Here is a 23,180-nt window from a genome sequence, read left to right as displayed (position 1 = left end):
AAACTGGATGGATTAGCTTGATTTCAATTCAAGATTCCGTTTACTTTGTAACGCATACATTTTCGCATAAATCCCGGACGTTGCAAGGAGCACATCATGGGATCCTCGCTCGACGATCCGACCATGATCGAGAACAAGAATCTCATCCGCATCCTTGATCGTCGACAAGCGATGGGCGATGATGAACGTCGTTCGTCCTTTCGTTAACGTTAACAAGGCATCTTGAATGACCGCTTCCGTTTCCGAGTCAACGCTCGCTGTCGCTTCGTCAAGAACTAGGATTGCAGGGTCAAACGCTAACGCACGGGCAAAACTGATCAACTGTCGTTCCCCCGCTGATAACGTGGCACCTTTTTCGATGACTGGTTCATCGAGTCCGTTCGGTAAACGATCAATGAACCGATCCGCGCCGACGGCTTCGATCGCTTGGCGAACACGTGCCTCAGAAATGTCAGGATTGCCAAGTGTGATGTTCGAGCGAATCGTTCCTGTGAAGAGGAACGGATCCTGTAGGACGATCCCCATATGCTCACGGACCGCTTGTTTCGGCAAACGCGTCACGTCCTGTCCGTCAATCAACAACTGTCCTTTTGACGGATCATAGAAACGCATCAGCAGGTTCATGATCGAACTTTTCCCGCTGCCCGTGTGACCGACGAGAGCAATCGTCGCGCCAGGACGAGCATCGATTTGAATCTCACGTAATACGGGATTTCCTGCTTCATAACTGAATTCGACGTCCTTGAAGGACACCGCTCCTTTAAACCGAGCAACGCGACCTTGTTCAACAGGCTCTCCCTTTTCGTCGAGCAACTGGAACATTCGGTCCGCTGACACGAGTGCTTGTTGTAGCGGTGACAGCTGATTCATGATTTGGGTGACCGGTTCGAATAAACGGGATACGTAATCGATATACGCATATAAGATCCCGAGCGATAAAAACGAGCCGTTCGTCAGACTTTTCCCACCGACGACCCAAATCAACAAGGCGAGCGTCAAGTTTTTCAAAAAGTAGGATAAGTTGTGTGACATCAGGGCATCAAGTCGTAACAACTTTGCCCTTGTCTGATAGTTCTCTTCGTTCTTTTGTTCGAATTCAGCAAGAACTTCCTTCTCACGTGCATAAGCCTGAATGATCGGCATCGTCTGGATGTTCTCATTCAGTTGACCATTCATGTCGGCAACGAGGGAGCGGACTTTGAAGTTGTTCTTCGTCGCGAGTTTCTGGAACAGCTGGATCCAGAAATAGACGATCGGAATGATGATTAGTGAGACTAGTCCTAAGCGATAATCGAGGAAGAACATCGCGACGAGAATCCCCGCCATCGTGATGATCCCCGAGAAGACCCGGGCGAGCACACCGAGATATAGATCGCGAATCGTTTCCGTATCATTCGTGACGCGACTGACGATTTTTCCAATCGGTGTCTGGTCGAAATAACGAACCGGTAACCGTTGCAGATGCGTAAAGACATCCAGCCGCATCCGTTTAATGATTTTATGAGCAGATCGCTGGAGCAAGATTTGCTGAATCCAGTTCAAACCAGCTGCTACTAGCAGCAAGAGGACGTAGAGCAAGGACAACCAGCCGATTGCTTTTAAGTCTTTTGAATAAAAATCATAGACCTGTCCTTGTGTCAGTTTTTGAATATTATCATACGTGTAGACGTCGTCTCCACGCGTGATCGTCATCGTACTTCCACTGATTTTCCGCTCTCCCCCACTGACGACTTGTTTCGGTACGAAAAAGTAGCCGTTGGTCGTTTGGACGATTGAAACGGATTGAACGATCTGACTTTTCGAGACGTCTTGTGCTTTGGCGAACTGACGACCATCATACGTGACCGCACCATCCGCTTTAACTTCGACCCAGTCCTTCTCAATTGCCACGATATGTTCATCAATGATGACTTTGGCAATATACGGACCTGTCAATTCCGCTCCGACTGCCAGTACGAGTAGAAACAACCCTAAGAAAATCGCTTGTTTCTCATGCATCGCATAGCGGATCAACGAACGGATCGTCGTCTTCCGACGTGCCGGATCGAGTTGATATAATTCCAATTCATTCATGCAGAGGCACCTCCTTACATCTCTTCACTTTGTCGCTCGAATTGTTGAGCGTACCAGCCATTTTGTGCCATCAGGCTGTCATGTGTTCCTCGTTCAGAAATCATTCCGTCTTGCAGGACGATGATTTCGTCCGCATGTGCTACTGCCGATAAGCGATGGGCAACAATCAATGTCGTGGATTGGTGGCGATTCGATCGAATCGAATCAATGATATGTGATTCCGTTTTCGCATCTACTGCTGATAATGAATCATCCAGCAACAGCAACTCTGGTTTTTTTAACATCGCCCGTGCGATCGAGAGACGTTGCTTTTGTCCTCCCGACAACGTGACGCCACGTTCACCAACCATCGTCTCAAGTCCTTGTTCCAGCGTTTCGATATCTTTTTCGAACGATGCGAGACGAATCGCTTCCTGCAATTCTTCTTCTGTCGCTTCACCTGCACCGAATAGAATATTGTCCCGAACGGATTTTGAGAATAGTAAATGTTCTTGTGAGACGTAACCGGTCCATCCGCGAACCGTCTCTAGCGCAACATCTTCATACGGTACGCCGTTGACTGTCAGCATATCCCGTCCGATTGGATACTCGCGTAAGAATTGACGCAAGAACGTCGTTTTCCCGGATCCCGTTGGTCCGACGACACCGATCGTTGTTCCTTGTTCGATCGTCATATTCAAATCTCGTAAGACCGGATGGGCTGTCTCTGGATACGTAAACGTCAAATCGTTCATCTCGATCCGTTCAGGGCGATCAATATGTTCCCGCGGTGTCGAAGCAATCAACGGTTTGACTCGCATCGTTGCTTCCAAGCGGTCAAGACTTGCTGTTCCGCGCTGGATGACATTGATCAATTCACCAAAGGCGTACATTGGCCAAATCAGCATCCCGAGATAGATGTTAAAGGCGACCAATTGTCCGAGCGTGATGTCGTTCGTAAAGACGAGATATGTCCCGAACGATAAGCCGATCAAGTAACTGCAGCCGACGAGCAGCTTGATGATCGGTTCAAATAAGACATCGATTTTTGCGACGTGCATGTTTTTCTCAAAGACATCCGTCGTGACATCGTCGAAGCGTTTAACATCGACTGGTTCTTGTACGAACGAGCGGATGACACGCAGTCCGGAAATCGACTCGACGACCTGGTCATTCATCGTTCCGAATGAATCCTGGGCAGTGATGAAACGTCCGTGAATTTGACTTCCGAGCTTATTCATCGCGTAAGCGAGAAGTGGCATCGGTAACAAGGCAGCAAGCGTCAACTTCCAATCGATCGCCACCCCCATGACGACGAGAGTGATTGCCGTCATGTTCAACGAGTCGACGAGCGTCAAGACACCAAATCCTGCTGTCCGCTCGACCGCCTTCAAGTCGTTCGTCGCGAGTGCCATCAAGTCTCCCGTCCGATTCTTTTGGTAGAACGTCGGCGTCAGTTTCAATAAGTGCGTAAAGAAGCGACTCCGAAGTGTCCGTTCTAATAAAAATGCCGTTCCGAATAATTTCGCTAACCATAGATACGTCAAGATGAAAGAAACGATAGAAATGGCTGTTAATCCGATGACGTATTGCCAGAGCGTCGCCTGGTCCATCGATCCCGACCGCAATCCGTCGATGACCTTACCGATCAGCCATGGCGGCGTTAAATCAATGAAGCCGGTGATGATCAATAAGACGACTGCTACGAGATACGATGATTTGTGTTCTTTTAGAAACCAACTCAATTGCCGAAATAAACGCATGAGGGTCCCCCCTTTACTGTGAAATGAAATACTTTTTCCGAGCACGCAAAAAGGCATACGGATTTCCGGATGCAGTCCGAGAATCAGTATGCCTTGAAATGGGCATGATGCATTCTTGTTCGTCTGCGCGCTCGGGAGACGAATCCCCTTGCTCGCACATGAAATGAATTACTTATACGTGCTCAAGAGTCTCCGTCGTATTCAGCTGTTGGATATGAGTGAAACCAATTGGCTTTTTCATAGGACGGTTCCTCCTTTTCTTAGTCTGTGCGTAGAATAGCACAATTGTCGGATAATTGTCAATTTTTCGTCTTGCTTTTATTATTCCGCCTCTTCTTCTTTGACTTGTTCGAGGACTTGAGCCGCTAGACCGTATGGAAATCCTTTTCGGACGAGCGCTTGTTTCACTTTCTGTTCGCGTTCGAACGGTTCAAGTTGCCGGTATTTCGGGTAATACTTGCGTGCTTGATAAAGGGCCGCTTGTTCTTCTTCGTCCCCTTCTTCAGCTCGAAACACCTCTTCGATGCCCGCCTTGATCAAGTCGGACGAGAATCCGCGTTGCATGAGCGTCATCTGTAACTTTTGTGTCAGTTCCCGCACGGAACGCCGTTGCAGCTCTTTTTGCTTTTGCCGCAAAAACTTCAGGACTTTTTCGTATTCCTCTTCATCCGTAAACGTCACGATCGCTTCATCAATCGCCGTCTTCGGTATCTTCAATGCCTCAAGGTCGCGTCGAATCCGTCCCGGTCCTTGAGGTGTCGTCGCTTTTTTCGTTGCCGTATAAGCAAGTGCGAACTGTTGATCATCCAGATAGCGCTGCTCCGTCAATCGCTCGATTGCATGTTTGATCGCATGCTCCGGTGTCTCTTTCTCTGTTAAATAGGCGACGACTTCACTCGTCGCCCGCATGCGGTACGATAAATGATTCAACGAGAGACGATACGCTTTTTGCTGTTCTTCAGCCGTCAACACTTCCTTGACGAAATCGTCATCGAGTTCCTTATCGCGTTGTAGATTGTATTTAATTAAGATATCGACGTCTACGGCAAAGGCATATTCCTCTTTGCCATCACGCTCGACATAGATGTTGAATCGTTCGCTGTTCTTTTTCTGCGTCGAGATCCGTTTGATCTTCATGTCGTTCCCTCCCCTAACCTGATTCGGTAGTTCTACGATATCATGAACAGGCAGGTCTATGTTTGAGTGAAACCATGGAACGGGAACAAATGGAAAGAAGCTACTTTTACTTATTTCAGGGAGGATGGATTACATGAACATTGCGATTACCGGTGGAACCGGTATGATTGGTCAAGCCTTGACGAAGCGTTTACTCGAGCAAGGACATCATATCTTTATCTTAACGCGTCATCCGAAAGCAAATGACGCGCATGTCACATATATCAAGTGGATGACAGAAGACGCAAAACCGGAACAGCACTTAGAGGGCGTTGATGCATTCATTCATCTGGCTGGTGCTTCGATCAACGACGGACGTTGGACGGATGAACGCAAACGCGTCATTCTCGACAGCCGCGTCAGTACGACGAAGGAGCTCGTGCGAATCGTTGAAGCACTCGATCAAAAACCAAATGTCGTGTTGTCTGCTTCTGCGGTTGGCATTTACGGACAAGATCGGCATCAAACCTTCTCTGAAGATCACCCCCTTCCACCGACCGCTGACTTCTTAAGTCATGTCTGTGTTGCGTGGGAAGATCTTGCCCGCCCGATTGCTGACGCTGGCATTCGACTCGTCCATCCACGAATCGGTGTCGTCCTAACGAAAGCCGGTGGCGCTTACCCATTAATGCGCCTGCCCTATGTCTTGTTTGGTGGTGGGACGATGGGCGACGGAAAACAGTGGGTCTCCTGGGTCCACATCGATGATTTAGTCGATTTATTCGTATTCGCACTTGAGACCCCGACAGTCGAAGGACCGCTGAACATCACTGCTCCTCATCCGGAGACGATGCGGCGTTTCGGACAGACGATCGGAAAAGTCTTACATCGCCCACACTGGCTCCCGGCGCCACGCTTCGCGTTAGAACTCGCACTCGGTGAAAAGAGTACGATTGTACTAGAAGGAGCTCGTGTCGTTCCGAAAAAAGCGCTCGAAAACGGATACAAGTTTCGGTATGCTGAACTAAAGGATGCATTGCGAGCAATCGAGCATTCAAACTAGTACAGGGGTGGACGATACTTGGATATCTTAATTCGAAACGCACATATCTATCCGATTACTTCGGACAGTTTTTACGGGGACATCCGCATTCGTGATGGGAAAATCATTGAAATCGGTGAATTACTGGATCACTTAGAAAACGATCAAGTCATTGAAGCAGAAGGTCACTTTTTATTACCCGGTTTCATCGATGCCCATACACATCTCGGATTATATGACGAAGGTACCGGAACCGTCGGAAATGATGCGAATGAGACGATTTTTGCGATGACCCCTCATCTGCGTGCCATTGATGGCGTCTACCCACTTGATGAAGGATTTAAGGAAGCCGTCGAGCACGGGATTACGACCGTTCAAGTCATGCCCGGTAGCATGAACATCATTGGCGGCGTCACGAGTGTCATCAAGACGCACGGACGGTTCATCGATGATATGATTCTTCGAAAGTATGCGGGTCTGAAGGTGGCGCTCGGTGAAAACCCGAAGCGTGTCCATAGTGCTGGTCGCGCCGGTGAACTGACACGGATGGGCATCATGGGGATGTTGCGCGAAGCCTTTCTTGAAGTTCGGACACAACGAGTTTCCGAAACGTTCGCCCATCAGATGATCAAACGGGTCCTTGATCATAAAATGCCGCTTCGTGTACATGCGCACCGAGCAGATGATATCCTTTCCGCCATTCGTTTTGCGGAAGAGTTCGATCTCGATTTACGTATCGAACATTGTACGGAAGGTCATCTCGTCGCAAAAGAGATGGAACAATTACCGATTGAAAAAGTGACGGTCGGACCCACCTTCACGCGAAAGTCTAAAATCGAACTGAAGAATAAGACATGGGAAACGTATCGAATTCTTCATGAGCATGGTCTTGAAATCTCCATTACGACCGATCATCCGTACACCCCTGTCCAGTACTTGAATCTCTGTGCCGGTCTAGCTGCACGAGAAGGTCTACCGGTCGATGTCGCCTTGCGCGCGATCACGATTCATCCAGCCCGCTCGCTCGGTGTGGACGATCGCGTCGGATCGATCGAGGTCGGAAAAGACGCGGATCTCGTCCTATGGAGTCACTTCCCACTCGACTATTTAGCGAAGCCGCTCATGACGATGATTGACGGAAAAATCATTTTTGAACACGCTCAACTGAACTTGACTTAACCCCACCCCCGCCAGGTGTTTTTTGCACCTTTCGGGGGTTTTAGACGCTTACGGAAAACATCTTGTTTTTGTATCTTTTTTCACAAAAATTATTTTCTTGCAATTTTAAAAAAAGAAGGTAATATTATCTTATCCGACAACTGAAGAAGGCATACCATGCGCGGTTCAAACGAGTCAGACAGGTAGCTTTCGACAATCATTCTTGCGGTCCTAAAAGGAGGAATGGAAGTATGCTCAAGCAACGGGAGCTGAGCGACTGCGCTGATTTGTTCGAACTGATGCAGCATCAAGACGTATATCCGTACGTCCGCCAAAAAACACGGTACTTTGATGAATTTCTGTTTACTACAAAGCAGGCAATCGAAGAGGAAGAACGTGGTGAAATCGTATCACGTACCATCCTAGATGAATTCGATCAACCGATTGGTACGATTAGTTTACTCGATATCGAAGGACAATATGGGTTTCTCGGTACATGGTTAGGTAAACCGTATCATGGTAAAGGATACAATCATTTAGCGAAAGAAGCCTTCTTCTCTGAGCTGTTCTTCGAGCTTGGATATGAGAGTGTCTTCATGAAAATTCGCAAAAGCAATATTCGGTCACAAAAAGCAGCTGAAAAATTGCCGTATGCGTTCTGTGCGGATGAGTTGCGTCCTGCGCTTCTTGAGCAATTGAATGCCGGCGAGACACAGTTCACGCTATATGAAGTCTCAAAATCTAGTTTCCACATGTACATTCATGGTCGGGAGCTCGAAACACTATACGATCACCAACAACTCGAAGCATGAGAGCCTTGTCTCTCATGCTTTTTTGTGTCCACGCATGCGCTTCTAAAGTTTGAAATGGTATGATAAATAAGAAAACTCATCTTTATGGAAGAAACACTTTCTTCTACAGGAAATGGAGCGAAGACTAATGCCAGAATCGTTTAACATTCTCGTAGTAGATGATGAAGCACAAATGCGTGACCTTCTCGTCTCGAATCTTGAAAAAGAACACTACACGACGATGACAGCTTCTAACGGACAAGAAGCGATCCATCTCATTCAACAAAATACATTCCATCTCGTTCTACTCGATGTCATGATGCCGGAAATGGACGGCTTGACAGCATGTATGCGCATCCGTGAATTCTCAAACGTTCCGATCATCATGCTGACGGCACGTTCGGACGAGCTCGATCGTATTCACGGTCTGAAAATCGGAGCTGATGACTATATCACAAAACCATTCAGCCCTCGAGAACTGCTTGCTCGCATCGAAGCGACACTTCGTCGTTCTCATCGCTTTACAGTTGATCAATCGGCTACCCTGACGCTCGGCATGCTTGAACTCGACACTGAAAGTCGGAGTGTCCACGTCAATGGCAAGCCGGTCAGTCTGACGCGTAAGGAATTTGATTTGTTGCACCTGTTCGCTCAAAACAATGATAAGGTCTTTTCTCGAGAACAGTTACTCGATCAAATCTGGGGTGCGGACTATATCGGGAACTTACGGACGGTCGATACACACATCAAAACACTTCGCTTAAAGCTCGGGGAAGCTGGTGGCTCGATTCAAACGGTCTGGGGCATCGGTTATAAATTCGAGGAAGTATGATTAAGCGCTATACGATCCGGCGCCGGATTTGGATCACGATTTGGTTCACAAGCGTTTTTTCCGCTATTTTATTCGTCCTGCTGACGTTCTATCTCTACGACCGGTTCTATCTTCAGACGCAGGAAGATATCTTATTGAACCGAGGCGAAAAGCTGATCAACATTTATGAATCTGAAGGATTATCTGGTGCTTTTTACGATGGAATGACTTATACGAATGAGTTGACGGAATCGAAAGTCTTCTTTATCGATTTCCTGAAGAAAAATCCAGCTGGACTGCGCTTTTTGACGAATGCGGATATCGAAGAACTTCGAAACGGTGAAACCGTCGTCTCCAGTCGGACCCATCCGATTGAAGGAACGGACATTTTGATGACCGGATTTCCGATCATCGAAAACAATCGACTGGTTGGTACGCTGATCTTGTATCTGGAACTCGGTCAAATCAGTGAACCATTCCGCCCACTCCGCCTGATGATCTTCTTCATGATCGGACTGATTGTTTTGAATCTCGTCATCTTCGGACGACAAATCATCGATACGATCATCCGTCCGTTGATCGACATGAAGCGCGCCTCGACTGTTTATGCACAAGGTGACTTTGATTATCGGATTCCGATTCAATCGGACGATGAGATCGGGGAACTCGCAGAAACATTAAATAAGATGGCGGAATCGCTCGGAGAAGTCGACGAGCAGCGGAAGGAGTTCCTCGCGAACGTCAGTCATGAATTGCGGACACCGCTCTCCTACATCCGTGGCTATACGGAGATGATGCAGGATGATTCGCTCGAGGAAGAAAAACGTGCGCAGTATTACCAAATCATTGAGCGAGAAACAGAGCGTCTGCAACGTCTCGTCAATGATCTGCTCGATCTCGCTCAACTTGAACGCGATTCCTATCCGATGTCGAAACAACCACTTGTCTTCAGTCAAGTACTTGAAGATGTCATTTACCGGATGGAACCCATCGCCCAGTCAAAAGGAGTCACGTTCGTCATGAATCTCGACCCGGATCAAATCGTCTTAGGCGATACGGACCGCCTTGAGCAAGTCTTCGGCAATTTACTCGATAACGCCTTACGGTACACACCGCCTGGTAAACAGATTTTCTTATCGACTGAAACGATCGGCGACCGGACGCATTGTCTTATCCGGGACGAAGGAGAAGGCATTCCGGAAGAGCATCTTGATCGACTGACAAAACGTTTTTACCGTGTCGATAAATCACGGACGCGTAAAGATGGCGGAACCGGTCTTGGTCTTGCGATCACAAAACACATCATCGATCGTCATGATGGAACGATCCGGTTCGACTCCGTTCTTGGAGAAGGAACGACTGTCCACATCGTGTTACCGCTTCTTCCGGATGAAGCGGATGGATTCGAATGATGGAACATCATGTCATCCAAACCTTTGAACTCTTCGGACCGTTCGCTCCGTTCGTTAGTGTCTTAGTCGGCGTCGTCGTCAGTGTACTTGGTGTCCTACCGAGTACGTTCGTCACCGCTGCGAATCTCGTCTATTTCGGATTATGGATGGGCACATTGCTCTCTTTCATCGGTGAAGTCCTAGGTGCGGTTTGTGCGTTTCTACTTTACCGAAAAGGACTGCGGTATGCCCTTCGTCGCCCACTTCCGGATCGATTCGCTCGTTTGCAACAAAAACTGCAAGCACAACGAGGACATGAAGCATTTTGGACGATCATCTTGCTGCGGCTGTTACCGTTCGTCCCGTCTGGCATCGTCAACATCGTCAGTGCCGCTAGTGGTATTTCGATCCTACTCTTCCTGACTGCCAGTACGATCGGAAAAATTCCAGCCATGTTAGTCGAAGTGTTCGCCGTCCATCAGTTCATGCAATCCTCGTCCATCGTTCAATGGTCGATTGCAGGCGTGGCACTCGTTGGTTATCTGATCTATCGTATTCAACAAAAACGAGCATCATCGATATAAAACTACAGATGTCTGAAAGGAAGTATCGTTCATGGAGTTAAGACGTTTTGGAACATCCGACCTACTCGTATCCCCGCTTGGGTTCGGAGCCGGTCACATCGGTGCAGAACAGATGACGGATCGCGAAGCAGTCTATTTGCTCGAACAAGCACGTGATCTCGGCATCAATCTGATCGACACAGCACGCGGCTATGGCTTATCGGAGCAACGCGTCGGACAATTTCTAAAGAATCGTCGGCACGACGTCATTCTGTCGACGAAAGTCGGCTATGATGTGCCCGGTGCGCAGGACTGGACCTTTGAAGCGGTCCATGGTGGCATCGATCAAGCCTTACAAACGATGCAAACAGATTATCTCGACATCGTACATCTCCACTCTTGTAGTCGAGAAGTTCTCGCCCAAGGAGATGTCATCGAAGCGCTTGAACAAGCAAAACAAGCTGGAAAAGTTCGCGTCATCGCTTATTCCGGTGATCGGGAAGACTTGACATATGCTATCGAAACGAATCGCTTCGATAGTTTTCAAACGTCGTTCAATCTATTTGACCAACGTGTCGCCGAAGTCCTGCCCACCCTTCTAGATCACGGTGTCATCGCCAAGCGCCCGATCGGTAACGCCCCGTGGCGATTCACGGAGCGTCCGGTCGGACAGTACGTCGAACCCTACTGGGAACGTGCGCAACAACTCGCTTATCCACTCGAGGAATCGAGTTGGCTTGAAACCGCGCTTCGTTTCACGGTTTTTGAGCCAGGAATCACGACGGCCATCATCGGCACATCTCGACCAGAACACCTCGCTTTGAATCAGCAATTGATCGAGCGCGGTCCACTTCCTGCTGATCGTGTTACTCGGTTGAAGGAACGCTTCGCTGAGTGTGACGCAACGTTCGGTTATCCTTCGCAAACATGATAAAAAGCCCGTATGTCCACTCGTTCAAGGAGTGCATACGGGCTTGTTACTTAGAACTTTTTCTTTTTCTTCTTTTCGAGCACGACGATCGCTTCGACGTGCGCTGTTTGTGGGAACATATCGTACGGCTGAATGTACGACACCTTGTATCCCGCTTTCATCAAGTGATCACAATCACGTGCAAGCGTCTGCGGATTACACGAGACATAGATGATTTTTTTCGCTTTAGACGAGATCATCGCATTCAACAATTGTGTATCGCAACCTGAGCGTGGTGGGTCGACGATGAAGACATCCGGAATCCAGCCTTCCTTGACCCAACGTGGAATCCACGCTTCTGCCTTACCGACGACGTAGTGGGCATGGTCGAATCCGTATTGCTTCATGTGCGCATTGGCATCTTCGACAGCTTCTTCAATGATTTCCATACCGCGGACTTCTTTTGCTCCTTTAGCGATCCAAAGTCCGATTGAACCAACACCTGCGTAGGCATCAACGACACGTTCTTCGCCAGTCAAAGCAGCAGCACGCGCGATCTCTTCATACATCCGCTCTGCTTGTTCCGGATTCAATTGGAAGAAGGCACGCGGAGACAGTTGATACGTGAATTCGCCCATTTCTTCTTCAATCCGTTCCACGCCACGCAAGACTTCCGTTTCTTCTCCGAAGACACGTGATGTCAACTTATCATTGATGTTCAGTGCGACCGAGACGACACCTGGGATATCCATGATATCGCGTGACAAACCTTCTAGATCACGGAAGCCGTCTTTAAAAGCAACCAGTACGACCTGAATTTCACCCGTTTTGATTCCTGTCCGGACGACGATATGGCGCATGACACCGTCTTGTTTTGCTGCATGATAAACGGGTACTTTATAGTCATTGAGTAATTTCGTGACAGCTTGGTTGACGCGAAGCGTGTCCTTGTTTTGGACGACACAATCATCGATCGCGACCAGACGATTCGAATTAGCGGAATAGAGACCGCTGACAATCTCATTCCCCTGTTTACCGACGACGAATTGCGACTTATTGCGGTATTCCCATTCCTTCGAACCGATTGTCGGACGGATATCCGCTTTCTCGACATTCAATTTCGTTGATTTCAAGAAAGCGTTGCGAAGCATTTCTTCCTTATAACGCAATTGTCCATCGTAACTCATGTGTTGTAATTGACAGCCGCCACAGACACTATAGACCGGGCAAAGTGGAGTAACACGGTCTGGTGAACGATCGTCACGCTTTAAGATTTTTGCATTCGCATAGTTCGCATGAATTTCCGTGATCTCGATTTGTGCCGTTTCCCCGACGAGTAATCCTGGGATGAAGACGATTTGTCGCTCGAGCGTCGCGATCCCTTCACCGTTGATTCCCATCCGTAGACACGTGACCGAACGGACCTCACCTGTCTTTAATTTGATTTTTGTTGCCATTGATTTCATCCTTTCCGTTTGTGCAAATGAAAAAGCGGTCTCAATCTACCGCTTTTTTCGTTTCTTCTTGTTCTTTCATATCCTTCGCATATCGAACGACCTTCGCCTTGAGTTGATCCAGTGATACGATCAGTCGTTCCAAATCTTCGATATCTGATGATTCATCGAGTGAATCGATTGTATGACAGAGAAGCTGCATTCTTGATTTTAGCACATTCATTTGACCAAGTTTATCAGTTCTTGCTTTTCCCATTATTCAGACTTCCTTTCTTCCGCTGGATTCCGACGTTATTTTAGCATACGATACGAAGTGGAGCACTAAAAAGGAGGAGTACCCATGCCACAATCATCACCCATCACGATCGCAAACGATCCGTGGGAAGCTTATCGTGACATTGAACAATACGGCACCGTCCGTTTGACGAACATCGAAGTCACGACGACAAAACTGTGTAACATGCGCTGTGAACATTGCGCCGTTGGTTACATGTTATCCAGTAGCGAGTCACCTGAAATCCCACTCAAACTACTCATTCAACGTCTGGATGAAATCGAACACCTGCGTGCCTTTTCCATCACAGGCGGAGAACCGATGCTTTCGATGAAATCCGTCAAGGAATATGTCGTCCCTTTACTTAAGTATGCCCACGAACGTGGCGCTAAAACCCAAATCAACTCAAATTTAACACTTCCGTTATCTCGTTATGAATTAATCATTCCTTATCTAGATGTCTTGCACATCTCACATAACTGGGGAACAGCCGACGATTTCATCGATGGCGGCTTTGCGATGATGGAACGAAAACCGTCACGTGAAGCACGGACGAAACTTTTCGAGACGATGAAAGAGAATGCCCGTGTTCTGAATGCACGAGGTGTCATCGTGTCTGCTGAGACGATGATCAATAAACGGACGTTGCCACACCTTGAAGCAATCCATAAGGAAATTGTCGATATGGGGTGTGTCCGTCATGAAGTGCACCCGATGTACCCCGCTGACTTCGCGTCAATGATCGAAGCAGCTAGTTTATCTGAAATCCGTGACGGAATTCATCGTTTGCTTGACGTCCGCGATCCGAACGTTTGGATGTTGTTCGGAACACTTCCTTTCTACGCATGTTCGATGGAAGAGGCAGATTTAGAATTGCACCGTCGCTTGCGTCAAGAAAAAAACGTATCGGTTCGCAATGACCCAGATGGTCGTTCTCGTCTTAACGTCAACATCTTTGATGGTGAAATCATCGTGACCGATTTCGGCGACGAACTCGCTTCGCTCGGTACGATTCACGAGACATCTTTCAATGATGCGTATGCCCAGTGGCAAGAGACAGAACTGAATAAAAGCTTGTCATGTCACTGTCCTGCGGTGCAATGCCTTGGACCGAACGCGCTTGTGAAAAACGCATACTACCCTGAGATTGATTTCACAAAACAATCGAGTCGGCTTTAAGAATCAAAAATAGGTTTTGAACAATGGCGTCCCGGGAAAAATGTCACAAAGTAGACACATTCTGTTTTCTAAAAAGGGGTGACCGGGATGGAATGGCTCGTAGGTATTGTCGCAATCATCGGTACGTTCAGTATGGTCTTGTTCGTCATGATGGTTGGTATTCGTGCTTCACACAGTATCGAACATGATGAAGTGTTCGATCAGACAGATTGGGATGAACATCTGCTGCACATGCCGCGTCCGACACGTTTTGAACAAGAAAATAAATGAAGCACGCCCCAGTCTCCCGTTTCAGAGACTGGGGCGTGTTATGCTAAAAAGAAAAAAGAAAGGTCGTCGTTACTTGTGTCACGTCGTTTTGCTCTCATTTTATCAATTGTCTTCATTTCCGGTTTCACCCAAGGATTGCTGATTCCATTGCTATCCATTTTACTTGAACGCCAAGGGACACCCGCCTTCATCAACGGTCTCAGTGCTGCCGTTCTATACATTGGCGTCATCGTCGCTGCCCCGCTCATGGAAGGTCCACTGCGACGACGGGGTTATATTCCCGTCATTTCGTTCGGACTCGCTCTTGTTGCAGTAGCGGTTTTCTTATTTCCACTTCTTCCAAGTGTCATTGCTTGGATGATCTTACGATTTCTCGTCGGATTCGGTGATCAAACGTTACACTATGGATCACAGGTTTGGGTGACGTCCATTACCCCAAATGAACGGTTAGGGCGAACGATGTCACTATACGGGATGGCATTCGGTCTCGGTTTTGCTCTCGGTCCTCTTGCGGCACCTCTCGTCGATGTCATCAACTGGCTACCATTCGTGTTGACTGGTACATTGACTGTCATCGTCCTGATCTTGTTATCGCGTATGCCGAACGAAAAACCGTCATCCGTCATGCCGGAGGAGCTGCAAAGCGCCGCCTCACGGTATAAACTTGTCCTATCAACTGCTTGGTTCACGTTACTTCCTGGCTTTACATATGGTTTTCTCGAAGCCACACTGAATGCCAGTTTTCCCGTTTTTGCGACGCGTAACGGGTACGGTCTATCTGAGACCAGTACCTTGATCACGACATTCGTCGTCAGCTCGTTGATCATGCAACTTCCACTTGGACGACTTGCTGATCACTTCGGAAAACGTCGGACGTTAGTAACCGTTCTTTCGATTGGCTCCGTTGCTTTCCTCATCGCTTGCTTCGTCTTCGAACGATATGGTTGGTTATTCGCGATTTTTGCTATTAGCGGGATGGCACTTGGCTCGACGTACTCGCTCGGTGTCGCCTATATGACGGAACAGTTACCGCGACACCTTCTTCCGACGGGCAACTTGCTTGCAGGGATTGCCTTTAGTCTTGGTTCGATCCTTGGACCGATTGCTGGCAGCTTGTTCGTTCTGCTTCCAGCTATGCTTTATTTCAGTCTATTCGTTCTGGTTCTAGCGACACTTGCGTTTCTCTTACGATATGCGAAACGTCACGAATCATCCCGGATCTAAAACAAAGGATCTTGCGCTAATGATGCGCAAGATCCTTTGTTTTATTTCACGATTCCTTCTTGCCGAAAACTCCGCCAGAGCTTATCGTCGATCGCATACGGCTGTTCTTTTGCACGCTTCAGCTCTTCTGTCTCGAGCAGCACGACGACCTCTCGACCGTTGATTGACCACACTGAATCGTAACCTCTCTCCGCCTCGATGATTTCCACATCCACATCTCCATGGGTTTCCTTCAACTGCTGACTGACGCACGTTACGACGAACCGGGCAAACTCATCACGTGGACGACGAGTGGCAATGATCTTTCGAACGATCTCATTCCGTTCCATTCGTTTTCATCTCCTTCCGTTTTATAGTCGCACTAGCCTTTCAGACAAGGCCGAATCGGTCTTCACTTGACCGTACAGAAAAAAGCCGAACGGGTCGGCTTGAGCAACGAACGATTGGGAGTTACTTTGATTGAAACTATTTTTGCACGATTCTGAATCTTCGTCAACCTCGCTTTTGAAACCATACAGGAAGGTACGTCGAGACTAAGATACCACTGACGACGAAGAGTAACCCAAGCAACGCTTGCGGTGGAATCGTCTCGCCGAGAATCAAGGCCGATAAACTGACACCATAGATCGGTACGAAGAACATGAACAACGACACTTTACTGACTGGATTATATTTCATTAGTAAGTTCCAAAGCGTAAATCCAGTCGCTGATAAGAAGGCAAGATACACGAGCATCCAAGCACTTGTCGTTGAAAAGGTGAATGGTGCGACGTGACCATCGAGAATGACTCCTGCGATAAAGAGACCGATTGATCCAATGACCATCGCCCATCCAGTCATCGGTGCCACCGGATAACGTGCCGAGTATTCTTTGGCAACCAAGTTACCGAACGCCCCGGAAACCATTGCTGCGATCAATAATCCTTCCCCTACTCCAAACGAGACACCTTGCCCACCTTGTGGCCAGTTGGCCAAGATGACACCTGTGAATCCAAGGAATAAGGCGAGTCCTTTAAATCGATTCAGTCGATCGTCTTCATATCGAAAATGTGCCAGCAACATCTGGAAGAACGAAGTCGATCCGGCAATGATTGATCCTTGTACGCCAGTTGATAAAGATAGACCGATATAAAAGAAGACGTACTGCAAGAACGTCAAAAAGAAGCCGAGACGACTATAGGCGTAAGTCCGCTCCTTCAGTGTGATCGTCTGTTTGAAGACGAAGACACTGACGACAAGTAATAACACACCTGCTAAAAAGAAACGATAGCTCGCAAACAGCAATTGCTCTCCGTATTCGGAAGATGTGATCTGTAATAAGTCATAACTTTTTTTAATGAAGGGAAACGCACTTCCCCACAAAAAAGTCGTTAGTAACGCAAAGACGACGAGTCCAATCCGATGGGTTAAAATTTTTTGCATCTTTCTAGTTCCTTTCCTGTTCCTTTTCACTGAAGCATGGTATAGTAATTCTACAGATAATAATAATTATAATCTAGAGACAATGAAACTCATTATCAATCAGTTAAACTCATTGATATATCACATTCTCATTCTCTTTCTATAATGATTTCATTTCTCATTTACATTTTGAAAGGAGTTTTAATATGACGACTTCCACTACTACCGATGTTCAACAGCGTTCCGTATTCCGTCATGCTTGGGATGAGCATCACGAATTGATTCTAGCATTGTTTAGCGGAATATTGATTTTAGTTGCTTACGGACTCGAAAAATTCAATACGGCGTCTGCCGTTTATGTCACATTGTACTTATCGGCTTATGTAATCGGAGGATATGCGAAAGCGAAGGAAGGATTGACGGAGACGTACCAAGAAAAAACGTTGAACGTCGAATTGTTGATGATTTTAGCTGCCATCGGTGCGGCTGCCATCGGCTACTGGATGGAAGGTGCGATCCTCATCTTCATCTTTGCGTTATCCGGTGCCCTTGAGACATACACGATGAATAAAAACGAACGTGCCTTGCAAAGCTTGATGTCCTTACAACCGGAGGAAGCAACACGTCTGAATGCAAACGGTCAACTCGAAGTCGTCGGAATCGAACAATTAGCGATCGGTAACCTCGTCTATGTTCGTCCTGGGGAGCGGATTCCAGTCGATGGTGTCATCGTACGAGGTCAAGCCGCGATCGAAGAAGCATCGATTACAGGAGAATCGATTCCGGTTGAAAAACAAACAGGTGATACGGTTTATAATTCGACTGTCAACATGAATGGTGTCTTGACGATTGAGATGACGAAAGCTGCTGACGAATCGTTGTTCCAAAAAATCATTCATATGGTCCAAAACGCACAAAGTGAACAGTCTCCATCTGCTCAGTTCATCGAACGTTTCGAAAGTCGTTATGTCAAAATCGTCCTCCTCGTCGTCGCACTGATGATGGTCCTCCCTCATTACGTCGTTGGCTGGACATTTGAGACAAGTATTTACCGCGCGATGATTCTTCTCGTCGTCGCCTCACCTTGCGCCCTTGTTGCGTCGATTACACCTGCTGCCTTATCTGCAATTGCCGCATCTGCGAAAAATGGCGTTCTTTTTAAAGGAGGCGCCCACATTGAGACGCTCGGTCAAGTCGATACGATCGTCTTCGATAAAACGGGAACACTGACAACAGGGAAACCCGTCGTCACTGAAAGTCGTTACGCGGAAGGCATGGACGTCCGCGCAGTCCAACAAGCGGTCGCTTCCATCGAAGCGCAGTCGAACCATCCACTCGCACAAGCAATCGTCGATCACTTAAAAACCGATGTCCGCGAACCATCAACGTTTAAAGATGTGACAGGATACGGGATTGAAGCAACTGTCGATGGTGTCACGTATCGTATCGGTAAACGGGCGTTCCATGATGGTTTAGACGATCCATTCGTCGCGATCGAACAGTCATTGAAAGAGCAAGGGCATACGATCGTTTATGTCAGCAATGGAGCACAGATCGTAGCGCTTTATGCGTTACGTGATACGATTCGTCCGGAAGCCAAAACAGCGATTGCTGCCTTAAATGATCTCGGCATCGCAACGATCATGTTAACTGGTGACAATCCGGTCACGGCAGCTGCCATCTCACGTGAGGCGGGATTGACGGACTTCGTCGCTGAGTGCCTACCGGAAGATAAAGTACGCTACATCAAACAATACCAAACAGAAGGTCGGACCGTCGCGATGGTCGGTGACGGCATTAACGATGCCCCAGCCCTTGCATTAGCACATGTCGGGATTGCGATGGGTGAAGGAACGGACGCTGCGCTTGAGACCGCTGACGTCGTCTTGATGAAAAATGATTTAGGTCGTCTTGCCTACGCTGTGCACAAAGCCCGGAAGATGAACCGGATCGTCAAACAAAACATCACGCTTGCGATCGGTGTCATCCTCCTATTGATCGCATCGAATTTGTCCCAGTTCCTCATCATGCCGTTCGCCGTCGTCGGACACGAAGGATCAACGATTCTCGTCATCCTGAACGGTTTACGCCTTCTTCAACAGGATGCTTTACCAAGTCTTCCACAGCGTTCATCTGAAAAACGATTAGCTGCTTAACCATCAAAAAAGCCTGACCGCCACATGGCAGTCAGGCTTTTTTGTACCTTCATCCGAACGTATTCGTCGGAATGGCATCAAGTTCAGCTTGTTCCTTCAAGCGCTTTTCTTCCATTTTCTTCGGATCCGCTTTTTTCATGAACCGTTCCCATGATGCGTTCAATTCAGAACCGAGTAAGATGATCAGCCCTGTGAAGTAGAGCCATAGTAACAAGATAACTACACTACCGAGCGAACCGTATGTTTGATTGTAATTCGAGAAGTTCGAGACGTAAAATCCGAATCCAACCGATAATAATTGCCAGACGATGACACCAAAAACAGCTCCTGGAATTGCTTCTTTGAATGTAATCGGACGCTTTGGTGCGACGCGGTAAAAAATCGACAGGATACAAATCAATAGAATCGTCGACACGACATATCGTAAGACCGTCAGTAGGATTTTTTGCCCCATATCGATCGGCAACACGAAGTTGGCAAGATACGTAATGATCGGACCACCAAGTACATTCAAGACGATCAGCAACAACATCCCGACTCCGAGCACGATCGTGAGTAACAAGGCAATCCCACGCGCTGCGACAAAACCACGGGGCGAGAAGTCACCATAGGCATGGTTTGCTGTCGTGATCAAACGATCGACCCCTTTGGAAGCAGACCAGACAGCAAGAATGGCACCAATCGATAACAGACCACCCTGCGGTTCTTTGATGGCTTGGAAAATTGTATCCGTGAACGTATTGACGGCTCCGCCTGGCGCTAGGTCCCGAATTTGTGACTCGAGTGTCTGACGATCGATGTCAAAGAATGATAAGACCGAAATGACAAAAATGATTCCTGGGAAAATGGATAAAAACCAGTAATAAGCGAGTGTCCCTGCATAATCCGTGATATTATGATCGGACATTCGCTGCTTTAAGTTCAGGGCAAGCCCTTTTAGATCGCGTGAATGCGCCATCGTCATCTCTCCTTCATGAAAAAGAGGCAGTCGAAGACCACCTCATTGTTTTAATATACTTTTCCCATTTTATTTCAACTAAAACCTCATTCGTTTTCAGAAAGGATTAAATCATAGAATGGTTCTGTCATTTCTGCCAGCTGTTTGGCAAGTGACGGTGGACGAATTGGTAACGAAGGTAGCTCCGAACGCTTGATCCAGACCGGTGTATAACCCGATCCTTCCTCTTCGAACTCTTCACCCGTACCCGTGCCAAAGCGACCCCCAATTGTTTTCGCCCAAAAATAAGGATTGTCGAATCCATTAAAACGGACGATGGCGGCAATACCGGTCAACTCCACATCGATTCCAAGTTCTTCATGTGCTTCACGAATCGCTGTTTCTTCTAACGATTCTCCGTTATCTTTCCCACCGCCTGGAAAGACATAATACGTTTCGTTCGGTTTATCCCGTCGGATCAACGCAATTTCATCCTGTTCGTTTCGTAAAATGATTGCACTTCGTTGAATCGGCATGACGCCACCTCCCCTTTTATCATTTCTACTTATCGAAGAGCATCCAGCATTTCAGGAACGATTCCATTCTCTGTCGAAGCGATGACTTCCGCTGCAACCTTCATGCCAAGCTTCAAGGCTTCTTCTGCCGGTCTCTCTTGTGTCAATTCAGACAAGACAGCAGAGAAGAATGAGTCGCCTGCTCCCGTTGAGTCAACGACCTTCACTTTTTTCGTTCCGACGTGACCTGATGTCGCTGTACGCCGATCAACGTAGACCGCCCCGAGTTCACTCATCGTCACGACCGTGAATGGAGCACCTTTTTTCGCTAGCTCATTTGCTACATGAATCGCATCTTCAACCGTCACGATCGACAGATCAGACAGAATTTCCGCCTCTTCTCGGCTACAAATGAATCCAGTGAACCCTTGTAGCAGATGACGATTTCGTTCGATGACGCTCAAGTGACCACAAACACCAAACAACGGCAACTCCATTTTGCGACATAAATGAATCAAACGTTCTAAGACCGTAACGGACAAATCCAGATCGATCGCAACGGCATCGACTCCATCGAGTGCATAGACCGATTGACGTAAAATCGCCTCTTCGAGCAACTTCGCATCCGGTTGTTTCGAGATCGATGTTTGCAAGTCACCTTCGTTATCCATGACAGCTAGCCACATGCCCATTCCATGATCCTCTAACATTTCGACGTGATCCACATTTGCACCGTAAGATTTCAGCTCATCGAGCACTCCCACGCCAATCTGATCATTCGTAACCGTCGAGATAAAGCGAACTTCATTCCCGAGGACGGCTAGATTTTGTGCTACGTTGCGTCCTGTTCCTCCATTTGAAAACGTGATGTCTCCTACGTTTTTCGCATCCTTATGCAAAGGAGCGAACGAAGTTCCTTTTATGTCGACGAATACTTTTCCGATTACCGCGATTTTATTCATTTCAGTTCCACCTCTAACCATATTTCCTGATTTCCGACCTTGTTTGATCTTTCAGGCACATTGCTTCAATTATAGTAAAATTTTAAATCAGTGACAACCGAAGTAGTTTTTTTCTAACTGTTCGCTATCTTCACGTTAAAAAAGCAGCAAGCGGATCGCCTGCTGCTTTGATTAAAGATTAGATATTCGCGATCACGAGACTGATTGCGAGTAAGAGTCCGAAAATCGTGTTCACTTTACCGGTCTGTGCCATGCCAGGCATCAGCTTTTCCGGTGGTAAGTCTTCCCAGAAGAGACGTACTGCTTTGATCATGAGCGGAATACTCAATAACGCGAGTAACGCAAACCATGAGACTTCGAATGCGAGTACAGCAATAATGAGAGACAGGACAGCTGCCGCAAAAAATCCGATCAAGACGTACACGGCACGGCGATGTCCGACGAGACAGGCAATCGTTTTTCGTCCGTTGACCTTATCATTATCCAAGTCCCGAATATTATTCGCAAGTAGGATTGAACCAATCAAGATGGCGACTGGTACCGAAATCGCAACGGCTTCTGTCGGAACATAACCAATTTGCAAGTACGCCGAAATCGCGATGATGATATACCCCATGAAAAAGCCTGCAACGACTTCTCCAAACGGTGTATAGGCAATCGGAAGCGGTCCTCCTGTATAGATATATCCGACGAACATCGAAATGAGTCCTACGACAAGTAACCACCACGATGTCTCGATGCACAGATACACACCGAGTAATGCCGAGATGCCATACAATGTAAGTGCGAACGCTAGGATCGTTCCCGGCTTGAATCCGTCACGAACGATCGATCCACCGATTCCGACCGACTCCTCCGTATCTAAACCACGTTTGTAATCGTAGTATTCATTGAACAGATTCGTTGCGATTTGAATCAACATCGATGCGATCAACATCGCCACGAACAAATCCAAGCGTATCGATTCCACGCGTGGTGCGACAACTGCCGTACCGACGACGACCGGAACAAAACTTGCTGTTAATGTATGCGGTCGTGTCATTCGCCAATAGACAGCGATTGATTTATTCATATAATAACCCCTTTCCTGTCTAAGTGTATCGGGTTTCGTTTTTTGCTGTCAATGTTCAATCCGAGATAGCTTATTCCTTCTTTTTTGTCCGCAAAAAGTTTACACTTAGATTAAGTGAAACATATCACAGTATCTATAG

General features: G+C 47.5%; 21 protein-coding genes and 1 pseudogene. 11 read left to right on the top strand and 11 right to left on the bottom strand.

The features are described 5' to 3' along the window. Nucleotides 1–12 precede the first annotated feature (12 nt). The 3 genes from MKY22_RS03605 to MKY22_RS03595 all read right to left on the bottom strand — a co-directional run bounded on the left by MKY22_RS03605 (nt 13) and on the right by MKY22_RS03595 (nt 4,952). A complete protein-coding gene (locus tag MKY22_RS03605; protein ID WP_341086732.1) occupies nt 13–2,073 on the bottom strand; it encodes an ABC transporter ATP-binding protein in 2,061 nt (686 codons plus the stop codon). Between the two features lie 14 nt (nt 2,074–2,087). After that, entirely contained in the window at nt 2,088–3,815 is a 1,728-nt protein-coding gene (locus tag MKY22_RS03600) for an ABC transporter ATP-binding protein (protein ID WP_341086730.1), read from the bottom strand. Nucleotides 3,816–4,136: 321 nt separating this feature from the next. Continuing rightward, nucleotides 4,137–4,952, bottom strand: coding sequence for a RecX family transcriptional regulator (locus MKY22_RS03595; protein ID WP_058265788.1), 816 nt, complete (start codon nt 4,950–4,952; stop codon nt 4,137–4,139). A 133-nt stretch (nt 4,953–5,085) separates the two neighbouring features. Here MKY22_RS03595 and MKY22_RS03590 point away from each other — a divergent pair, with 133 nt between their 5' ends. The 7 genes from MKY22_RS03590 to MKY22_RS03560 all read left to right on the top strand — a co-directional run bounded on the left by MKY22_RS03590 (nt 5,086) and on the right by MKY22_RS03560 (nt 11,618). Then, the gene (locus MKY22_RS03590; RefSeq protein ID WP_023467302.1) at nt 5,086–5,994 is read left to right on the top strand and encodes a TIGR01777 family oxidoreductase; all 909 of its coding nucleotides are present in this window, start codon (nt 5,086–5,088) and stop codon (nt 5,992–5,994) included. Between the two features lie 18 nt (nt 5,995–6,012). Continuing rightward, nucleotides 6,013–7,152, top strand: a complete 1,140-nt coding sequence (locus MKY22_RS03585; RefSeq protein WP_023467301.1) for an amidohydrolase — start codon at nt 6,013–6,015, stop codon at nt 7,150–7,152. A 230-nt stretch (nt 7,153–7,382) separates the two neighbouring features. Further along, complete coding sequence (locus MKY22_RS03580) at nt 7,383–7,943, top strand: GNAT family N-acetyltransferase (RefSeq protein WP_023467300.1); 561 nt, start codon at nt 7,383–7,385, stop codon at nt 7,941–7,943. Nucleotides 7,944–8,070: 127 nt separating this feature from the next. Then, nucleotides 8,071–8,754 (top strand): response regulator transcription factor, encoded by a 684-nt coding sequence (locus MKY22_RS03575; protein ID WP_023467299.1) that lies wholly within the window; start codon nt 8,071–8,073, stop codon nt 8,752–8,754. Then, nucleotides 8,751–10,145, top strand: a complete 1,395-nt coding sequence (locus MKY22_RS03570; RefSeq protein ID WP_341086726.1) for a sensor histidine kinase — start codon at nt 8,751–8,753, stop codon at nt 10,143–10,145. Before MKY22_RS03575 ends, MKY22_RS03570 begins: the two co-directional genes overlap by 4 nt. After that, the gene (locus tag MKY22_RS03565) at nt 10,142–10,708 is read left to right on the top strand and encodes a TVP38/TMEM64 family protein (protein WP_290776906.1); all 567 of its coding nucleotides are present in this window, start codon (nt 10,142–10,144) and stop codon (nt 10,706–10,708) included. The genes MKY22_RS03570 and MKY22_RS03565 overlap by 4 nt, the downstream gene beginning before the upstream one ends. Nucleotides 10,709–10,739: 31 nt before the next feature. Then, nucleotides 10,740–11,618 (top strand): aldo/keto reductase, encoded by an 879-nt coding sequence (locus MKY22_RS03560; protein WP_290776905.1) that lies wholly within the window; start codon nt 10,740–10,742, stop codon nt 11,616–11,618. Between the two features lie 50 nt (nt 11,619–11,668). Here the strand turns inward: MKY22_RS03560 and rlmD are convergent, their stop codons facing one another. Continuing rightward, nucleotides 11,669–13,054 (bottom strand): 23S rRNA (uracil(1939)-C(5))-methyltransferase RlmD, encoded by a 1,386-nt coding sequence (rlmD, locus tag MKY22_RS03555; protein ID WP_058265782.1) that lies wholly within the window; start codon nt 13,052–13,054, stop codon nt 11,669–11,671. A 40-nt stretch (nt 13,055–13,094) separates the two neighbouring features. After that, entirely contained in the window at nt 13,095–13,307 is a 213-nt protein-coding gene (locus tag MKY22_RS03550; RefSeq protein WP_023467294.1) for an SE1561 family protein, read from the bottom strand. An 84-nt stretch (nt 13,308–13,391) separates the two neighbouring features. On the opposite strand from MKY22_RS03550, the gene yfkAB reads away from it, so the two are divergent. From yfkAB to MKY22_RS03535, 3 genes and pseudogenes are all read left to right on the top strand, one after another. Then, complete coding sequence (gene yfkAB, locus MKY22_RS03545; protein WP_341086714.1) at nt 13,392–14,504, top strand: radical SAM/CxCxxxxC motif protein YfkAB; 1,113 nt, start codon at nt 13,392–13,394, stop codon at nt 14,502–14,504. Nucleotides 14,505–14,591: 87 nt separating this feature from the next. Then, on the top strand, nt 14,592–14,774 hold the full coding sequence (locus tag MKY22_RS03540) for a hypothetical protein (protein ID WP_023467292.1): 183 nt from the start codon (nt 14,592–14,594) through the stop codon (nt 14,772–14,774). A gap of 54 nt (nt 14,775–14,828) precedes the next feature. Next, a pseudogene (locus MKY22_RS03535) lies at nt 14,829–15,998 on the top strand (MFS transporter); the annotation flags it as partial. A 41-nt stretch (nt 15,999–16,039) separates the two neighbouring features. On the opposite strand, the gene MKY22_RS03530 reads toward MKY22_RS03535, so the two are convergent. Together MKY22_RS03530 and MKY22_RS03525 are read right to left on the bottom strand one after the other, a co-directional pair. Continuing rightward, nucleotides 16,040–16,327 (bottom strand): hypothetical protein, encoded by a 288-nt coding sequence (locus MKY22_RS03530; protein WP_023467290.1) that lies wholly within the window; start codon nt 16,325–16,327, stop codon nt 16,040–16,042. A gap of 163 nt (nt 16,328–16,490) precedes the next feature. Continuing rightward, the gene (locus tag MKY22_RS03525; RefSeq protein WP_058265779.1) at nt 16,491–17,420 is read right to left on the bottom strand and encodes a DMT family transporter; all 930 of its coding nucleotides are present in this window, start codon (nt 17,418–17,420) and stop codon (nt 16,491–16,493) included. Nucleotides 17,421–17,605: 185 nt separating this feature from the next. Between MKY22_RS03525 and MKY22_RS03520 the strand changes: the two genes are divergently transcribed. After that, a complete protein-coding gene (locus MKY22_RS03520) occupies nt 17,606–19,555 on the top strand; it encodes a heavy metal translocating P-type ATPase (protein WP_023467288.1) in 1,950 nt (649 codons plus the stop codon). 49 nt (nt 19,556–19,604) lie between these two features. Here the strand turns inward: MKY22_RS03520 and MKY22_RS03515 are convergent, their stop codons facing one another. The 4 genes from MKY22_RS03515 to MKY22_RS03500 form a co-directional block, all read right to left on the bottom strand. Next, nucleotides 19,605–20,513 (bottom strand): YihY/virulence factor BrkB family protein, encoded by a 909-nt coding sequence (locus MKY22_RS03515; protein ID WP_341086706.1) that lies wholly within the window; start codon nt 20,511–20,513, stop codon nt 19,605–19,607. 86 nt (nt 20,514–20,599) lie between these two features. Beyond that, nucleotides 20,600–21,028: an NUDIX hydrolase gene (locus tag MKY22_RS03510; protein WP_290776902.1), complete on the bottom strand. Its 429-nt coding sequence runs from the start codon at nt 21,026–21,028 to the stop codon at nt 20,600–20,602. Nucleotides 21,029–21,057: 29 nt separating this feature from the next. After that, entirely contained in the window at nt 21,058–21,969 is a 912-nt protein-coding gene (locus MKY22_RS03505; protein ID WP_290776901.1) for a PfkB family carbohydrate kinase, read from the bottom strand. Nucleotides 21,970–22,147: 178 nt separating this feature from the next. Continuing rightward, a complete protein-coding gene (locus MKY22_RS03500) occupies nt 22,148–23,041 on the bottom strand; it encodes a 1,4-dihydroxy-2-naphthoate polyprenyltransferase (RefSeq protein WP_029340886.1) in 894 nt (297 codons plus the stop codon). Between the last annotated feature and the right edge of the window lie 139 nt (nt 23,042–23,180).

Source organism: Exiguobacterium sp. FSL W8-0210 (assembly GCF_038006045.1).
GTDB lineage: Bacteria > Bacillota > Bacilli > Exiguobacteriales > Exiguobacteriaceae > Exiguobacterium_A.
The sequence above is the reverse complement of the archived record's forward strand: the minus strand, read 5'-3'. Positions and strand labels throughout refer to the sequence as shown.

Excerpts from the sequence above, each read along its gene's own strand:
- MKY22_RS03570 (WP_341086726.1), top strand. The coding sequence starts at position 8,751 with ATGATTAAGCGCTATACGATCCGGCGCCGGATTTGGATCACGATTTGG.
- yfkAB (WP_341086714.1), top strand. The coding sequence starts at position 13,392 with ATGCCACAATCATCACCCATCACGATCGCAAACGATCCGTGGGAAGCT.
- MKY22_RS03550 (WP_023467294.1), bottom strand. The coding sequence starts at position 13,307 with ATGGGAAAAGCAAGAACTGATAAACTTGGTCAAATGAATGTGCTAAAA.
- MKY22_RS03505 (WP_290776901.1), bottom strand. The coding sequence starts at position 21,969 with ATGAATAAAATCGCGGTAATCGGAAAAGTATTCGTCGACATAAAAGGA.
- MKY22_RS03590 (WP_023467302.1), top strand. The coding sequence starts at position 5,086 with ATGAACATTGCGATTACCGGTGGAACCGGTATGATTGGTCAAGCCTTG.
- MKY22_RS03540 (WP_023467292.1), top strand. The coding sequence starts at position 14,592 with ATGGAATGGCTCGTAGGTATTGTCGCAATCATCGGTACGTTCAGTATG.
- MKY22_RS03515 (WP_341086706.1), bottom strand. The coding sequence starts at position 20,513 with ATGGCGCATTCACGCGATCTAAAAGGGCTTGCCCTGAACTTAAAGCAG.
- MKY22_RS03580 (WP_023467300.1), top strand. The coding sequence starts at position 7,383 with ATGCTCAAGCAACGGGAGCTGAGCGACTGCGCTGATTTGTTCGAACTG.
- MKY22_RS03525 (WP_058265779.1), bottom strand. The coding sequence starts at position 17,420 with ATGCAAAAAATTTTAACCCATCGGATTGGACTCGTCGTCTTTGCGTTA.
- MKY22_RS03520 (WP_023467288.1), top strand. The coding sequence starts at position 17,606 with ATGACGACTTCCACTACTACCGATGTTCAACAGCGTTCCGTATTCCGT.
- MKY22_RS03600 (WP_341086730.1), bottom strand. The coding sequence starts at position 3,815 with ATGCGTTTATTTCGGCAATTGAGTTGGTTTCTAAAAGAACACAAATCA.
- MKY22_RS03595 (WP_058265788.1), bottom strand. The coding sequence starts at position 4,952 with ATGAAGATCAAACGGATCTCGACGCAGAAAAAGAACAGCGAACGATTC.
- MKY22_RS03510 (WP_290776902.1), bottom strand. The coding sequence starts at position 21,028 with ATGCCGATTCAACGAAGTGCAATCATTTTACGAAACGAACAGGATGAA.
- rlmD (WP_058265782.1), bottom strand. The coding sequence starts at position 13,054 with ATGGCAACAAAAATCAAATTAAAGACAGGTGAGGTCCGTTCGGTCACG.
- MKY22_RS03605 (WP_341086732.1), bottom strand. The coding sequence starts at position 2,073 with ATGAATGAATTGGAATTATATCAACTCGATCCGGCACGTCGGAAGACG.
- MKY22_RS03565 (WP_290776906.1), top strand. The coding sequence starts at position 10,142 with ATGATGGAACATCATGTCATCCAAACCTTTGAACTCTTCGGACCGTTC.
- MKY22_RS03500 (WP_029340886.1), bottom strand. The coding sequence starts at position 23,041 with ATGAATAAATCAATCGCTGTCTATTGGCGAATGACACGACCGCATACA.
- MKY22_RS03575 (WP_023467299.1), top strand. The coding sequence starts at position 8,071 with ATGCCAGAATCGTTTAACATTCTCGTAGTAGATGATGAAGCACAAATG.
- MKY22_RS03560 (WP_290776905.1), top strand. The coding sequence starts at position 10,740 with ATGGAGTTAAGACGTTTTGGAACATCCGACCTACTCGTATCCCCGCTT.
- MKY22_RS03530 (WP_023467290.1), bottom strand. The coding sequence starts at position 16,327 with ATGGAACGGAATGAGATCGTTCGAAAGATCATTGCCACTCGTCGTCCA.